This is a genomic window from Treponema sp. OMZ 788 (assembly GCF_024181245.1).
In the GTDB taxonomy this organism is placed as follows: Bacteria; Spirochaetota; Spirochaetia; order Treponematales; family Treponemataceae; genus Treponema_B.
This window is the reverse complement of the sequence record NZ_CP051199.1, coordinates 461,166-477,260: the sequence shown is the minus strand read 5'-3', so window position 1 is coordinate 477,260 and position 16,095 is coordinate 461,166. Positions and strand designations below refer to the sequence as shown.

The 16,095-nt window shown below is 38.9% G+C and carries 12 protein-coding genes and 3 pseudogenes; 7 read left to right on the top strand and 8 right to left on the bottom strand.

Annotated elements, in window-relative coordinates; translation table 11 throughout:
- Window positions 1-36 precede the first annotated feature (36 nt).
- Window positions 37-942 carry a hypothetical protein gene (locus E4O00_RS02185; protein WP_253678374.1) on the top strand — a complete coding sequence of 302 codons (906 nt, stop codon included), beginning with the start codon at window positions 37-39 and terminating at the stop codon, window positions 940-942.
- Window positions 943-1,009: 67 nt separating this feature from the next.
- Here the strand turns inward: E4O00_RS02185 and E4O00_RS02180 are convergent, their stop codons facing one another.
- Window positions 1,010-2,617: an ATP-binding protein gene (locus E4O00_RS02180; RefSeq protein ID WP_253679610.1), complete on the bottom strand. Its 1,608-nt coding sequence runs from the start codon at window positions 2,615-2,617 to the stop codon at window positions 1,010-1,012.
- Window positions 2,618-2,688: 71 nt separating this feature from the next.
- Between E4O00_RS02180 and mazG the strand changes: the two genes are divergently transcribed.
- Entirely contained in the window at window positions 2,689-3,534 is an 846-nt protein-coding gene (mazG, locus tag E4O00_RS02175; RefSeq protein ID WP_253678373.1) for a nucleoside triphosphate pyrophosphohydrolase, read from the top strand.
- A gap of 68 nt (window positions 3,535-3,602) precedes the next feature.
- Here mazG and E4O00_RS02170 read toward each other — a convergent pair whose 3' ends face one another.
- Window positions 3,603-4,367 (bottom strand): FKBP-type peptidyl-prolyl cis-trans isomerase, encoded by a 765-nt coding sequence (locus tag E4O00_RS02170; protein WP_253678372.1) that lies wholly within the window; start codon window positions 4,365-4,367, stop codon window positions 3,603-3,605.
- A gap of 132 nt (window positions 4,368-4,499) precedes the next feature.
- Here E4O00_RS02170 and E4O00_RS02165 point away from each other — a divergent pair.
- Window positions 4,500-6,153 (top strand): annotated as a pseudogene (locus E4O00_RS02165) (nucleoside kinase).
- Window positions 6,154-6,177: 24 nt separating this feature from the next.
- Here the strand turns inward: E4O00_RS02165 and E4O00_RS02160 are convergent.
- The 3 genes and pseudogenes from E4O00_RS02160 to E4O00_RS02150 all read right to left on the bottom strand — a co-directional run.
- Window positions 6,178-6,594, bottom strand: coding sequence for an ISAs1 family transposase (locus E4O00_RS02160; protein WP_253677383.1), 417 nt, complete (start codon window positions 6,592-6,594; stop codon window positions 6,178-6,180).
- Window positions 6,554-7,042, bottom strand: coding sequence for an ISAs1 family transposase (locus E4O00_RS02155; RefSeq protein ID WP_253679608.1), 489 nt, complete (start codon window positions 7,040-7,042; stop codon window positions 6,554-6,556). The genes E4O00_RS02160 and E4O00_RS02155 overlap by 41 nt, the downstream gene beginning before the upstream one ends.
- A 15-nt stretch (window positions 7,043-7,057) precedes the next feature.
- A pseudogene (locus E4O00_RS02150) lies at window positions 7,058-7,279 on the bottom strand (transposase family protein); the annotation flags it as partial.
- Window positions 7,280-7,376: 97 nt separating this feature from the next.
- On the opposite strand from E4O00_RS02150, the pseudogene E4O00_RS02145 reads away from it, so the two are divergent.
- From E4O00_RS02145 to ispF, 3 genes and pseudogenes are all read left to right on the top strand, one after another.
- Window positions 7,377-8,001: pseudogene (locus E4O00_RS02145) on the top strand (CarD family transcriptional regulator).
- Window positions 7,988-8,719, top strand: a complete 732-nt coding sequence (locus E4O00_RS02140; RefSeq protein ID WP_253678370.1) for an IspD/TarI family cytidylyltransferase — start codon at window positions 7,988-7,990, stop codon at window positions 8,717-8,719. The pseudogene E4O00_RS02145 and the gene E4O00_RS02140 overlap by 14 nt, the downstream one beginning before the upstream one ends.
- Window positions 8,716-9,186, top strand: a complete 471-nt coding sequence (ispF, locus tag E4O00_RS02135; protein WP_253678369.1) for a 2-C-methyl-D-erythritol 2,4-cyclodiphosphate synthase — start codon at window positions 8,716-8,718, stop codon at window positions 9,184-9,186. Before E4O00_RS02140 ends, ispF begins: the two co-directional genes overlap by 4 nt.
- On the opposite strand, the gene E4O00_RS02130 is transcribed toward ispF, so the two are convergent.
- On the bottom strand, window positions 9,173-12,418 hold the full coding sequence (locus tag E4O00_RS02130) for a SpiroCoCo family coiled-coil protein (protein ID WP_253678368.1): 3,246 nt from the start codon (window positions 12,416-12,418) through the stop codon (window positions 9,173-9,175). The genes ispF and E4O00_RS02130 overlap by 14 nt on opposite strands.
- Before the next feature lie 34 nt (window positions 12,419-12,452).
- Complete coding sequence (locus E4O00_RS02125) at window positions 12,453-13,154, bottom strand: HAD family hydrolase (protein WP_253678367.1); 702 nt, start codon at window positions 13,152-13,154, stop codon at window positions 12,453-12,455.
- A 73-nt stretch (window positions 13,155-13,227) separates the two neighbouring features.
- On the opposite strand from E4O00_RS02125, the gene E4O00_RS02120 reads away from it, so the two are divergent.
- On the top strand, window positions 13,228-14,061 hold the full coding sequence (locus E4O00_RS02120; RefSeq protein ID WP_371922704.1) for a mechanosensitive ion channel family protein: 834 nt from the start codon (window positions 13,228-13,230) through the stop codon (window positions 14,059-14,061).
- Here E4O00_RS02120 and E4O00_RS02115 read toward each other — a convergent pair.
- On the bottom strand, window positions 14,040-16,094 hold the full coding sequence (locus E4O00_RS02115; RefSeq protein WP_253678365.1) for a hypothetical protein: 2,055 nt from the start codon (window positions 16,092-16,094) through the stop codon (window positions 14,040-14,042). The two genes, E4O00_RS02120 and E4O00_RS02115, sit on opposite strands and share 22 nt — an antisense overlap.
- Window position 16,095 lies beyond the last annotated feature (1 nt).

Here is a 16,095-nt window from a genome sequence, read left to right as displayed (position 1 = left end):
TTCCTTTATTTTTCGGGTTTTTAGGTCTGCACTTTTATGATAACGGTTCATCACGTAAAGCCTGAACACCTAACAAGCGGCACACTTACAATAAGCTATACCACAAAAGGAGCAGCAACAGGAAGCATAAAATTTGAAAATCCCATGACCTGTATAAAAAATAACCAACACGGTAATGGTACCTCAATAACTAGCGGCGATCAGGTACAAGAAGGGGATAGGCTTGACTTTTATGTCAATCTTCCTCAAGGAAAAGTGGTCGGTAAGTGGATGGTAAATGGTACTCAAATATCAAACGGATCGGGGGGTGAATATCATCAGCTTTGGCTTACCGTACAGGCTAAACACTTTAAAGACAATATACTCAACATAAGCTATACCTTAATACCTGCGGCTCAGACAAAGGTAAACTTTGACGGCAACATAAGGTGTTCTGTAAACCGAAATGGAACAAACATTGATGTAGAATCCGATAAGACCATTGTTTATGAAGGGGAATCTCTAGACTTTAAAGCTCTGGGTATGCCTGATTCTGCCGTTAAAGGCTGGAAGATAAATGACAAGAAACCTCAAGGCTGGAATGGGCAAGAAAATACACGGTTTAATGTTACGGTAATGAAATTTTATATATCTGAGAGTTCAGGAGGCCCTATAATGGTAAGCTGCGAGCTTAAAGAAGGCTTAAAAAGTGCAGCTTTGGACTTTGATTCCGGCAAGATAAAATGCCGACAACAATATGGAGATGAATTTAATTCGGGCCTAAGAGTTTATGCAGATGTCAGACTTGAATTTAATGCTCTTTTATCCGGATTGGAAGAAGTAAAAAGCTGGAAAATCAACGGTATTGAGCAGGAAAATAGCGGACACAAAAATTTCAGTTACATGGTGCAAGAATCAGACCTAAACGGAGATAACTTTACCGTAGAAATAGTGCTTAAATAATTTTTAAGTAATTATCCTGCAAAAAAAGCGGCCTGCACCTAGGTGCAGGCCTTTTTCTTAATTAGGCTTAAAGCTCTTCAATAATCCACTCCCCGACGGTCTTTTCTTCCGCATCAAAGCTGACACCGATTAGCAAGATTTTTTTGTTTTCTGCCTTGAACCTTTCGGCATAGTTTTTTTCTTTGATTTGTTTTAAGGCGGCAGCGGCATCTTCTTTCAGCTTAAACTCAAAGATGTAAATCCTTGAGTCAGTTTTTATTACGGCATCCGTTCTTCCATTGGAAACAGGAGTTTCAAGCTCGATAAACTGTCCTAAAAGAGCAAAGACCAAGTATACGCAGACCTGAAAATTATGCTCCCTCAAGGCGATGCTTTCACCGCTTTCTTTTTTTACGGTATCATAGGGGAGGCTTGCCATTATCGACTTTAACCTTTGCATAAACTCCTCTACCCTGCCCGCAATTATATCCCGATAAAATTGAGCTATGCAAAACGGCCCTTCCGCATAAACTACATTGCAATAGTTCGGGAAAAGATTATACAAAAAGCCGTATCTGACTTCATCGTTAGGAAAGCCGAGCCTGTAAAGCTGCAAGAGCTTATCATAGCCCTTTATCGTTAAGTAGCCTGCCTGAAACAATACGGGTATTTCCGAACCCGCCTCAGCCCTGTAATCGGATAGTCCAGCCGAGGTCATCTCAACATTGCCGTCAAGATTGGGAATGTGATAATCGCTCCGCTTTAAAGAATTTACCAAAAATGTAGGTGTACCAGTAGCAAACCAATAATACTCAAATTGATTCCCGAAAAATACATTTAGTAAGCTGAAGGGATTGTACATTCTTTCCGTTTCAGGCACAAAGCAATAGCCGTCATATTTTTGCTGTAAGGTTTTGATACAGTCCTCATAGCTTAGCTCATTTGCTTCGGCTAAGGCCCTTATTTCGGGCTCAAAGGTTTTTAGCAGCTCTGTATGAGTTATTCCGCAGATACCTGAAAATTGAGGGACTAAACTAATATCGTTTAAGTTGTTTAGATCGCTGAATATGCTGACCTTGCTGAATTTTGTCACTCCCGTTAAAAATGCAAGGCGTATATATTGGTCGGAACTTTTTAAAACCGAGTAAAAGGATTTTAAGACGGCACGATACTCGTCATTCAATGGCTGATTTTCCATAGAATATAAAAGAGGCTTATCGTACTCGTCTATAAGTACAACTACCTGTTTTCCTGTTTTTTCATAAGCTCTTTTTAAAAGGCCTTCAAAGCGTTTTGCAAAATTATCCTCAGCCCTGGATGTCCCATATTTTTCTTCTAAATCGGACAAAAACACATTAAAATTGGTATTCAAAGCTTCAATACAGTCATATTTTCCGACATTAAAGTCCAAGTAAAAAACGGGATACTCCTGCCAAATTTCTCTTTTTCCCTTTTCGGCTTCTTCAAGTTTTTCGATTGCGAGGCCCTTAAACAATTCTTTTTTTCCTAAAAAATAAGCTTCCAATGTCGAAAGAAAAAGGCTTTTTCCGAACCTTCTCGGGCGGCTTAAAAAATAAACACGTCCTGTAGAGGCTAATTTATAAATATATTCGGTCTTATCTACATAGAGATAATTATCATCACGCAATACCTTAAAACTCTGTACACCTATAGGCAGTTTTCTACTAAAATCCATCATGACATTAGTTTAGCACAAGGGCAACAGCTTGTCAATTATCGGATCTTTTTGCTATAATGCTTGTCATTATGGAAAATTCACAAGCGATTGAGAGCTTTGAAGCTCTTTTTAATGTAATTAAAAGATTAAGAGGCCCCGGAGGCTGTCCATGGGATATAGCTCAAACACCGATGAGTATGCGTCGGCCCCTTTTGGAAGAAGCCTATGAGGCCGCCGATGCAGTAGAAGAACACAAGACTTCCGGCAAGGATGCGGAACACGTAAAAGAAGAGCTCGGAGATGTTCTTTTAAACGTACTTATGATTTCGTATATGTACGAACAGGAAGGGCTTTTTTCGGCTGCCGACGTTATGAAAAACCTGACAGAAAAACTCATAAGAAGGCACCCCCATGTCTTCGGAGAAACGGAGGGCTATGAAGGCCCTGAAAGCGATAAAAAGGCTTCGACCCCGGAATCGGTTTTAAACCAATGGGAAAACATAAAGGAAAAAATCGAAAAACCTAAGGCTGAATCGATTTTGGATTCCATCCCTAAAAACTTTCCGCCCATGCTTAGGGCCTTAAAGATTTCAAAAAAAGCTGCAAAGGCAGGCTTTGAGTGGAACGAAATAGGAGGAGTCATCGAAAAAATAAAGGAAGAAACGGAAGAATTTGCCGAAGCCGTTAAATCGGGTTCTCAGTCCGCTATGGAAGACGAGATAGGAGATGTGTTTTTTGTTGCAGTAAACGCAGCCCGATTTTTAAAGATAGATCCCGAACTGGCCCTAATGCACGCAAACAAAAAATTTGAAAGCCGTTTTAGATTTGTCGAAGCTGAGATGAAAAAAAACGGCTTTGACCTTTTACCTGAAAATTCTGAAAAAATGGAAGAATTTTGGAATAAAGCAAAACTGAAAGAGAAATCTAAAAACTAAGATCCGCATAAAAAAAGAGTTTTGCCTAAAAGTACAAAACTCTTTTTTTTTTTAAATACATCAAAAGACTATTTTTTTGACGATTCTTTTTTGGGTGAGATACTTAAAAGCTCAATGTCAAATATCAACACAGCATTGCCGGGAATTATAATGGCAGAACCTTGAACAATTCCCTGCTCGCCATAGCCCAATGCAGGCGGAACATAAAGTCTGAATTTTGAACCGGGGCTCATAAGCTGCAAGCCTTCTTTCCAGCCGGGAATAACCCTTGATAACTGAATCTTTACACTTGAACCGCTTTTATATGAATCATCAAAAACATTTCCGTCAATGAGTTTTCCGATATAGTTTACTTCAACCTCATCGGCTTCTGAAGGATAGATCTCATCCTTACCCTTTGAAAGCACCTCATACTGTAAACCCGATTCGGTAACCATAACACCTTCTTTAGCCTTGTTCTTTTCCAAAAAGGCATTCGCTTCCTCAAGAGATTTTGCAGCTTTTTCCATTTGAGCTATTTGAAAGGCCTTATTTAAAACCATCTGAGCATCCTGAAGACCGGTTTCCTTAAAATCCTTGGCCATGGCCGCATTATAACCTTTTAAAATATGCTTAGGATTAACTTTTATACCGTCTTGCTTTACGGTTTGGGCAATGATAACGCCGAAGGCATAACCTACCTCATCTTCGCTTACCGAAATATCTTCTTTTGCCTCGGCGGCATTACCTTCGGAAGAAGACTCAGATTCAGCCTTTTTTTCCTGACAGGATGTAAACACAAACAAAAGAAAGGCACAGCATAAAATGAGAGTAAAATTTTTAATAAATTTCATAGAATAAATCCTTATAAATATTGAATATTAAAGCATAAGATTATCAATCTTTTAAAAAACAGTCAATAGCTGGACTTTTATAAAAAATATGCTATAATTGATATAGTACAACTTAATTTCTAGGAGTGTCTTATGGCTTCATTTAAAATAACCTTTCCTGACGGAAATCAAAAAGAATTTGTTCATCCTGTAACGGCCCGGGAGCTGGTGCAATATTTTCCGGCATCGGCTGTTCCGATAGTAGGTATAAAGGTCAACAATTTGGTAGTTCCATTGAACAAAACCATCGATGTACAATCAAAGATTGAACCGGTAAAATTAACAGATCGTGAGGGATCAAATTTTTACCGAAGAACACTCTGCCTTATTTTGGCTGCTGCAGCAAAAGAGCTATACCCCGGCTTGCGGCTTTTAATGGGACATAGTTTGGATTACGGTTATTATTACACCCTTGAAGGAAAAAAATTCGGGTAAGGTCGACTTTAAGGCTATCAAGGCAAAAATGGATGAAATGGTTGCTCAAGATATGCCTATCGATACCCATTGGCTTTCGTATGAAGAAGCCTTGGAAAAGTTCGAAAACTCAAATCAGCCGGATACCTACAGGCTTTTAAACTATACCAGTAAGCCGCGAATTTTAATAAACCGCTTAGGTACTTATGAGGATCTTTATTTTCAACCCCTTATGGACAGAATAGGAGAAGTCAAGGTCTTTGATGTAATGCCCTATGATAACGGCTTTTTACTCCGCTTTCCGAAAACCTCATGCCCTGCAAAACTTTCCGAATTTAAAGATATACCCCATCTTTTTGAAATTTATAAAGAGTATAAGCAATGGGGAAAACTCGTAGGAGTTTCCTCGGTAGGCCAATTAAACGATTTAATCACTTCTAGGAAAATAAAAGATTATGTAGAAATTACCGAGATACTCCAAAACAACAAACTTGCCGAAATTGCAAAACAAGTAACGGCTAAAAAAACTGCAAGGGTAATTCTGATAGCAGGACCTTCAAGTTCCGGCAAAACTACTTCGGCAAAAAAGCTGTCAATGCAGCTTAAGGTTCTCGGCTACGTACCCAAGGTTATAAGCCTTGATGATTTTTACCTAGGCATAGCCAAAACGCCGAAAAAAGAAGACGGGAGGCCCGACTTTGAATGTGTTGAAGCCTTGGACATTGATCTTTTAAACGATGTTCTCCTCCGTTTATTCAATGGAGAAACGGTTGAAATGCCGTCCTACGATTTTAAAATAAGTTCCCGCCGTCCTGAAGGCAAGATGTTCACTCCCGAAAAAAACACTATCTTTATCTTGGAAGGAATCCATGCTCTCAACGATAAACTTACGGCAAAAATAGACGAGTCACTAAAATTTAAGGTATATCTTTCGGCCCTTACACAGCTTAATTTGGATGACCACAACCGCATCCCGACCTCGGACAACAGGCTTATAAGACGAATAGTGCGGGATGCCCAATTCAGAGGAAGTCCGGCTTCAAGGACAATAGGAATGTGGGGCGATGTACGAAGCGGAGAATCAAAATATATTTTCCCCTTCCAAGGAAATGCCGATGCAGTCTTTAACACGGCTTTGGACTACGAGCTTGCAGTCTTAAAAGTCTATGCAGAACCTCTTTTAAAGGCGGTAAAACCAAACCAAAAAGAATACAACGAAGCATCGCGGCTATTAACATTTTTAGGAAACTTTTTACCTCTTCCGGCCAGTTTTGTACATGGGCAATCGATCTTGCGCGAATTTATAGGCGACAGCGATTTCTCGTACAGCTAAATTCACGGCTTACGCATGAATTCCTTAGCTAAATAAAACATTAAACCTAAATGAATCATCAAAAGTACAAAGCATTTTCTTCCTTTTCAGAGTTTTACCGTTTTGATACATTTTCATTCGATTAAAGCAAATCCTCCTTAAAATTGCTATGTTTTCAGCAGTATTTTTTTCTCGAATTTGACATTCATCGTCTCTAAATATTACATCCAGCGACCAGTGTAAGGTGTTTTCTATTGTCCAATGTGTTCTTACAGCTGTTACAAACTCATTTATATCCTCTATACTGCTAATAAAGTAACGCTTTTCACTGTATTGTTTGCCTTTGCACCTTACAGTGCTTTTGACCATTCCAAAACTCTTTAAATTTGCCCATTTATTCTTATCTGCAAACCAGTTTATATTAGAAGAAAGAAAGTATTCTCTTTTTTTCTTCTCTGCCATGCCCTATATCCAAGGTTTCAAATCTTAAAAGTGTGTTTTGAAAGTCTTTATCTTCTATAGAAAAATAATCTTTTACATCATTATACGCTGCCGGTTGATTTTCTTTTAGAGCCAATACATAATCACATTTTTTCTTTGTGATTTCTTTTGCTATTTCTTTTTGACAACCCATGGCATCTATAGTAATTATCGAGCTTTTTAGTTTTAAAAGGTTAAGGAGTTCAGGAATTGCTGTGATTTCATTCGATTTTTCAGCACATTTTATTTGTCCTAGTACAACTCCCGCTTCGTGAGCAAATGCACTTACTAAATGAATGCCCTTGCTTTGTTCACTTGCACTTCCACGTAATGTTTTTCCATCAATGTGAATGTATGAACCTGCTGGAATATTAAGGGATTGTTCAATCCACGAGATAAAAAGGCTTTGAAATTGTTTGGGATTAATCATCGCAAGGACTCTTCCTATGGTGTCGTGCGAAGGAACGCCATTTTCTAACAAGAGTCCTACCTCATTTTTTAGCTAATCCTTTTTTACTTCGGCAAATTCCCCTATTTCAAATACAGTTTGAACTCCGCTACAAACAGCACACAGTGCTATTACCAATATTTCACTGATTAGATGTTTTACTTTGCCAGACTGACGATTATCATTAAGTTCGTTAAAATATTCTTTTAATGTTTTCATACTTTAAATATCGGCTATTTTTTTTCGTGCGTAAGCCGTGAGCTAAATTTCAGCCTCGTAGACTAAAAAAGATATTTATGCTATAATCTTCGAACATATGAGTAAGAAATTTGTTTTTTCAGCAAAAGAAGTTGTCGTTTATCCCGGGCAGGGTGTAGGAACTATTACCGATATTACCAAAAAAGAAATTGCCGGCGAGGTTATAGACTATTATGTTATCTACCTTGCAGATTCGGATATGACGGTTTTGGTACCCACGACGGGAATTGATAATCTCGGTATAAGGCGTATAGTAACAAAGGCAGAAGCAGAAGCCGCCCTCAAATTCCTATCCGAAGATTTTGAGCCGATCCCTATAGATTGGAAGGCACGCTATCAAATGAATATGGATTTATTTAAAAGCGGAAAGATATTGGACACGGCATCTGTTGTACGCTCCCTATATCAGCGAAGCAAAACAAAGGAGCTCCCCATTCAGGAAAGAAAGCTCTACGACTCAGCCTATAGAATTTTTCAAGACGAAATAGCAGCTGCATTAAAAATGACAAAGACCGAAGTAGAGGCCTCTATACACTTGCACCTTGAACCTCTCGGAGGTCCCATAGAAAAAATTCAAAGACGAATATGACGAAGATGATGATTTAATCGTAAACGATGATGAAAAATTTGACGATATGGACGAAGACGACATAGAAGATTCCGATATGTATGAAGACGATTAAAAATTTAGGATTTGCTGCCGTAATAACTGCGGCGGGCAAATCTCAAAGGATGAATTTAAATACAAAAAAAGAATATTTAAGATTACCCGAATTCGGAGAGAATGCTACAGTCCTCTCCGAATGCATTTTAAAATTTTTAAAAACACAGCTGTTTGAAGTCATAGTGATTACCGTTCCTCCCGACGATATTTTCGAAGCAAATAATATGATTTTTCAAGATAAAAGAATCGAAAAAAATCTCGCAGAAAAAAATACAAAAATAGTTTTTACTGCCGGAGCCGATACAAGGCAGAATTCAGTCTTTAAGGCCTTGTTAAAGCTCGAAGAACTTAAAGAAAAAAAAGAAGCCGTTTTTAAATTTGTATTGATCCATGACGGTGCCCGCCCATGGGTCAGCTGCGAGCTTATAAAACAAGTTGCGAATGAGGTCTGCAATACCGGTGCGGTAATTCCCGGCTATCAAGCAGTAGATACGCAAAAAATTGCAGACAAATCCGGTAAGATAATTCAACACCTAAAAAGAAGCTCGGTATATTCGGTACAAACCCCTCAAGGATTCGACTTTGACAAAATACTCGCCGCTCACAAACAAGCCTTGGGAAGCGGAAAAGAATACACCGATGACAGCGAAATTTACGGAGAATTTGCCGGAGAGGTTTTTATTTGTGCCGGAGAAGTCTCCAACAAAAAAATAACTTTTAAGGAAGATATAAAATGAGAACAGGCCTGGGCTACGACTTACACAGATTAGTCAGAGGAAAAAAACTTATGATCGGCGGCATTCATATTCCTTTTAAAAAGGGTGAAAAAGCCCACTCGGACGGAGATGTCCTTCTCCACGCTATAACCGATGCACTCCTAGGTGCCTGCGGCATGGGAGACATAGGAGAATTTTTTCCGCCAAGCGATAAAAAATGGAAGGACGCAAATTCTGCAGAGCTTCTATCAACAGTGTGGGGAAAAATAAGAGCACAAGGCTGGAAAATCCAAAACATTGACTGCGTAATAATAATAGAAGAACCGAAAATACTGCCTTTCCGCGAAGAAATAAGAAATTCAATCGCCGGAATTTTAAAAATACAAAAAGAACAAATTTTTATAAAGGCAAAAACCGGCGAAGGTATAGGAATAATAGGAAGGGGCAAGGCCGTTGCCGCCCTTGCCTCATGCCTTATATTTTGTTAGTATACTCAAGAATAAGATCTACTTCCCCTATCGATAAATTTAAAGCCTTTGCAATCTCATTACTTTTCCATCCTTGACGGGAAAGTTTCAATACATTTTCTTTTGTACTTGCTGAAGGACTTCCGCTTTCGTTCCTTTCCGGTTTTTCTCCCTTAAAAAGGTCAGACATAAGTTTTAGCTGAGCTTCGGACTCGTCAGAAATTTCCTTAAGCCTTGTTTCTGTTGCAGCAAGCCAGCTTCTAGCCTGCTTTAGGTTATCCATCTTGGCATCCAAATCGGATAATGCGGAATCTACATTTTCTATCTTTTCACAAACAAGCTCTGCCCTGTCCTGATTTGATAAAAGAGTTTCGAGAGTAGTTTTTATCCTTTCTATATCGGGAGGAATGATGCTTACTTCAGCCTTAAATTTCTTTATATCTAACTCAAGCTCTTTTAAATTTTCAAAAGCGGAATCAATGCTTGCAAGGGTTTGATTTAATACGGCATCTTTTTTCTCTAGCCTTTCATAACGGGTATTTACATCACCGATACTCTCTTCAAGTTTTCTAATTTGCACTTGATATTGCTGCAAGTCATCATTTACGGCAGTAAGCTCCACGATTTTTTTATCCATGGAATCCGAAAGAGCATTAAGTTTGATAAACTCGCCTTCAAGAAGCTCAATATTTTTACGCTCGGTCATAAAGCGGTTTACTTTTTGTTTGGCTTCTTCTTCCAAATGAGTAACCTTCTCATATTGAATAGAAAGATCTTCCATTTTGCTTTGGTAAATTTCAAATTTAGTAACCTCGTTTTTCAAAGAAGCAATATCTTTTTCTAAAGCCCCTTTTAACTCATCAGCTTTTTCAAAGACCTTTGTTTGAGTAATAAAGTCGTTTTGTTTTTTGTCTATTTCTTCCAGGACTGAATTTAAGCGGTCAGAATCGGATTGTATCTTTTCCCGGACCTTATCCTGAGTTTCATCAAGGCGGTTTCTGACTTCAAGAATCATATCGTTGATGCCCTGAACAGATTTTTCAGCCTCAGAAGATGCATCCTTAATTTTCTTATTGATTACCTGATTTAACTTTTCTGCATCAGTATTAAAGCGGGTTGTAATTTCGGAAACATGCTCATCAATCGATTTGTTTGCCGAAGCGACCTTGGTATCGACAGCATTAAGTTTAGTTTGAATACCGTTAAACGCATCGCCGCTTTTTGCTATAAAGTCCTTGTACTGGGCATTATACTTGGTATCAAGATTTTTAATGGCATTTTCAGTCAAATGACCGAAGTTAGTAATCTTCTCATCAAAGAAGGTTCGGGCATCGGTAAACTGCTGATCCGTACGGCTCTTCCAAGTCTCAAAGTCTTTTTTAATTGTTTCAAACTTGTCTTCAGATTCTTGTTTAATTGAAACAAGTTTTTCCTGCAAGAGCTTTGATGTGTTTTCAAGCTCTTTGCTCTGATCAGTCATAAGGGTCTGAATATGCTCCTTATATGCCGAAAGTTCGATTTCAAGCTGCTGTGCAGCCTTGGCCTTTATCTGATTTACATTTTCACGGAATGATTCGATAGATTCCTCTACAGAGCCATCCATCGCAGAAATGCGGGAATCCAATCCGGCCTCAACATTTTTAACCTTTTCATCCAGCTTGGAAAAAAGAGCCTTATATTCCTCGGCAGCCTGACCCAGTCTTACACGCAGATCAGCCTTATATTTTTCTTCCAAATCCTTCCTTGCCGATTCATTTTCTGAAGCAAGAAGGGTCATGTTGGCGGAAACATCTTCTTTCCATTGATCAAAGCTTAAGTTTATAGCATCGCTCCTCTTTGCAAGATCCGCAAAGAAGTCGTCTTCAAACATTTTAAGTTTTTCAGAAACATTTGTGTAGGCCTTGGCCTTAAGATCATCTATACCTGCATCAATGGCCTTCATGCGTTCGCGTATTTTTTCGGAATTATTTGTAAACTCGTTAAAAAAGTTTTGCTGACTTTGTTTTGCAGAATTTACATAAGAAGAGAATTCGGCCGTCATCTCATTTTTAATAAGCACTTGAGATTTTTCGATTTCTTCTTTTAGGTTGTCGACATTTTCAATGGCCTTTTCGAATTTGGTAAACCTCTCTTCAGTCTCGATCCTAAATTCATTTAATTTTTTGTCTGTAACCTTGGAAAGGGAATTTATGTTATCCTGAAAATTTGCAGCAAGGGTGTTAAACTGCGACCTCATTGTAGCTTCGGTTTGACTTAAATCTGAGGAAAGAGCATCCGATCTCATCGAAACCGAGTCTTCCGTTTCTTTTAATTTTTCGGATATGGAATTTAGACGCGAAGAAATATTTTGTTCGGCTTGCGAAAATTCCGATTGCATTTGTGCAAGATAGTCATTTGCCTGAGTTTCCCATTCCGATTTAAATTCTGAAGCAATCTGTCTTGTCATGGTTAGATTGTCATCCATCTGAGCTTCAATCTCTGCCGCAGTTTCTTCAAATTCTTTACGGTAGCTTTGAACCCTTTCCGCAGTTTCTTCTTTTAATTTGGCAAATGCGGCCTCTTGAAGAGCTCCGGCCTTGTCCGCAGCAGCGTTATAAGCTTCTTTATATAAATCCTGAAGTTTAATAGCCGTCACTTCCAACAAGTCTCCGGTATCCTTTTGGGCGGAGGCAAGGCGGTTTTCAACATCATCAATTACAAGGCCCATTTCATCCAATATTTTGCTTTTATATTCACTTAATTTTGCATCGGCCTCGGCGGCAAAATTTTGTTTTAATTCGGGAATACTTTCGGTGAGATTATTGAGCTGAGTCCTTGCATTATTGATGGATCTTGCAAGCGAATCGACAAAGTCCGCTTCTCTTGTAATTTCCGCTAGGTTTTTTTCTGCCAAGGCCGTCATATCCATAAGTTTTTGAATTGTTTGTTCAGATTCGGTAATATATCTATCAATATTCCGAATAGCGGCAGAGCGTTCTTCTACCGTCTTAGTTTGCTCCAAAAAATCGGCCCGCAACTCATCAAGGCGTTTTACCGTCGCAATAGCCTTACTTTGCTGCACGGTCAATTCTGTGGAAAGATCGCTTAAAGTAGAATTTTTTTCGTTTACAAAAGCTTCAAGATCTTCCTTTACTTTATCTCCATATTTTTTTGCTTTTTCGATAGATCGGTTACTTTTATCGCTTTGTCTAAAAGCAATAATGATACCCACACAAATTACCAATGTGATAAGATTGAATAGAATATAATTCATTAAAAAGTCCCACCCTTTTTTTTATAATATCAGATTATATCATAAATTTCAATAATTGGCGATAGTTTGAAAAATAAATATCAGGTTTTTCATTATCTTTTTGAGCAAAAATTTTTTTAAATAAAATAAACAATCTGCTCTTTATGCATGCCGTGTACATTCCTGCAGCCTTGGCTCCTGCAACATCATATTTTAGGTTGTTTCCCACATATAAAATCTTATCGCAAGGCAGATCAAGGGCATCAGCCAGTCTTTTAAATGGAAGAGTAGAAGGCTTTAAGGCCCCGATAGCCTCTGTTCCAAAGGATGCATCACAAAGAGGCAAAATCCCCCATACATCATTTTTTTGTTCCGGTAAAAAATCTGAAAGAAGGGCTATTTTAAGACCTCTCCTTTTAAATTCTTCTATAGATTCTTTTGCAAAAAAGTAAGGCCTTATCCGTGCAAAACGCTTTTTCCAACCCTCATAAACTTGGATTTCCAAAAAATGCTTAACATCTTCCTGGCTCTTTCCTGCATATTTTGCCAAGATTTCTGCCTGAAAATCAAAAAAGTTGTTTAAAAGTTTATCGGGATTTTTTTCCTGCCATAATCGAATATCTTTTCGGGTCTTGTTAAAAGCAGACATAATTGTAAAATGCTTTACAAGAAAGGGAATTATGCGTAAATGAAAACGCCATGAAGGATAAAGCGTACCATCAATGTCAAATGCTATAGCAGAAATACCGTACTTCATATTATTTTATACTATAAATACCGAGCTTTGTCTACCTATTGGCTCTTTACAAAAAATTTGATAAATTAACAAAATGAATATAAGCTTAGAACAGATACAAAGTTTTTTTAGAGCAAACTTTACGTTGCCCTTTTTTATGTCTATTTTGTCCCTCATTGGGATAATTTTAATTACATACATCTTTTTTAAAATTATAATTAAATCGCTTAAAAAAATTACAGAGAACAAGGTAAGTCCTGCAATTCAGAACCTTATAACAAAGATTCTCCAATACACCTGTCTGGCGGTTATCTTGATGACAATATTCAAAAAGCTCGGTATAAATATAAATGCCTTTGTCGGAGCTGCCGGTATCGCCGGTGTTGCCATAGGTTTTGCAGCACAAACCTCGGTATCAAACATAATTTCTGGCTTCTTTGTCCTTGCCGAAAAAGCCTTTAAGGTAGGCGACCGCATCCAGCTTGCCGACATAACGGGAAATGTGGAATCAATCGATTTTATGGCCATCAGAGTAAAAACCCTTGACGGAAACATAGTGCGTATTCCGAACGAGGTAGTCATCAAGGGAAACCTGATAAACTACTCAAGCCTTCCGATAAGGAGAATTGAAACAAAGATAAGCATTGCATACGGCAGCGATATGGAAAAGGTAGAAGCCGTTTTAATGGAAATCCCGAACCGTGTACCGCAAATTTTACAAGACCCCGAACCCTTTATTTTATGGTCGGTTTATGCAAATTCCGGCATAGAAGTCGCCTTTTATGCTTGGGGAGCAAATGAAGACTTTCTTGTAATAAAGAATTCCGTGTTTAAGCTGATAAACGAGCTGTTTGAAGAAGCCGAAATCAAAATACCCTTCCCACAGATGGATGTCTATATCAATCCCTACTCCAAAGGAGCAAAGTAACCTATTTCATCTCGGCCGGATCTTTTTAAAAGTTGAACTTCTACTTCTACAGGTAAAAAAGCCCGGCCGAAGTCTGTGGGCATTGTAGAAGTATATTTAAGCTGATACATTCCTAAGGGCTGTTCTATAATGTCATCAATAAGAGGTTTTAAACCCTTTTCGGCATAGATATATGCAGCCTTACCTCCCGTCTTTTTTGCAAGATAACTCATTTCGGAGGCCGGAGCTCCCTTTTTTAAGCTAATCGGGTAAAAATGTATATTGTTATTTTTCATATATGAAGCAAGATCGTTTAAATTATATTGCTTAAAATTATCCGAATTAGGATCGCTGAAATTCAAAAAAAGAACAGCTCTTTTTTGTTCGGCATTTATCAGTTCTCCTACGGCAAGGCGTAAGGCAAGATCGAATTTCCAATCAGTAGAGGCCGGAGCCTTTATGCGGTTAGGCAGGGTCATCAAGTCGGCGGGAGAGAATTTTCCTTCAAGAGAGGGAATAGAAGAGGCCGAAATAAGGCTTATCCTTCCCCTGCCCTGCATGGCTTCTGCAATCTCCTTTAAGGCTGCCTCTATCAAGGCCTTTTCCTTTAAGGAGTTAGGAGATCTTTCTACAATGACGGCTATGTCACAGGTTTTATTAAGATAAGAAGAACCTGTAAGGCTATAATCGGCAACAGGCCTGTTGCCTTCCGTGATGATAAAGTTATCCTGCGTCAAGCCTACAATCTGCTTTCCGTCCCGGTTTTGGACGCTTACTTCAATCAAAACATCAGGGAATTTATCGGAGTAGATTTTTTTTATCAATACAAAAAGGCCGCCTGCAAGTTCATTTATTCTTGAGGTTATTTCGACCTTTTGATTTTTATGATCTATCAAAAGAAGACTTCCGTTTACATCGGGAACTGCGGCCGTAATATTGGTAGGAACATTTCCCAAACTAGTCAACTCGCTTATTGTCGAAAAAGCAATGTCGATAAGGTAGACCTTGTTCCCTGCAGAGGCAACAAGATTACCGTTCCATTCTCTAAGAGACTCTATTTGTTTTAATGTTCCATCAGGCAAAAGGGATTGCACAAAGTTGCCGGCCGTATCAAATGTGTAAACGGCACCCTTTACCGAATCGGCAACATAGACAAGTCCGTCAACTACAGCTATGCCCGAAGGAGCCGTAAAGCCCCCGAAAAGACCGCTCTTTTTTCCAAAGGTAAAAAGAGGCTCTCCTGCAGAAGAAAAAACTACAATTCTTGCATTTCCAAAATCACAAACATAGATATTTCCGTAATCGTCCGAGGCCAAAAACTGAGGGCCTATAAATTCCCCGTTTCCCCTGCCCCGCGTTCCGAAAGATTTTATAAAAGAACCGTTTTTATCAAGAAGAGAAAGCCTGTCGGCAGCAAATTCCGAAACCAAGAGATTCCCGTCCGATAAGGCGATAACATCGAAGGGCCTGTCAAAGCCTTGAATGGGGCCGCGGGTTCTATCTAAAATTATACCGTTTACATTAAAATGCAAAAGCTCGTTTGAACCGTAGGCCGTCATCCAAAAGGAGCCGTCAGAAACGGCAGCTACCGAAAGAGGCTGGCGGAAAAGTTCTATGCTGCCGTTCTTCGAGCTAAAAGACGAGTTTTCTACATATTTCATGTTATCGGAAGCATAGGGGGTGAGGCTCCTCGATTCTTTTAAAATTTCTATCTTATTTTTTAAAAGCATTCCGCCGTAACCGGCCGCTTCGGCCAATTCCCACTGAGTCATGGCAGCACCCTCAACCCCGGAGCTGTAATAAGCCTTGCCGAGCCAGTCCAAAATTAAGGGCTCGCTAGGTAGATAAGAAAGGGCTTTTTCGAATAATAGAATAGCCTCGTTAAAAGTGCCGCGGTAATAGGCTTGAACGCCCCGTCTGAATTCTTCTGAAGCAACCCTCTTATCCGACGAGGACGGCTTATCGGTAAAATTCTTATCCTGCGGAAAAATAGGAAGGACAAACAAAGCTAAAATTGCAAAAACAATTATACGAAATCTTATACCGACCTTCATC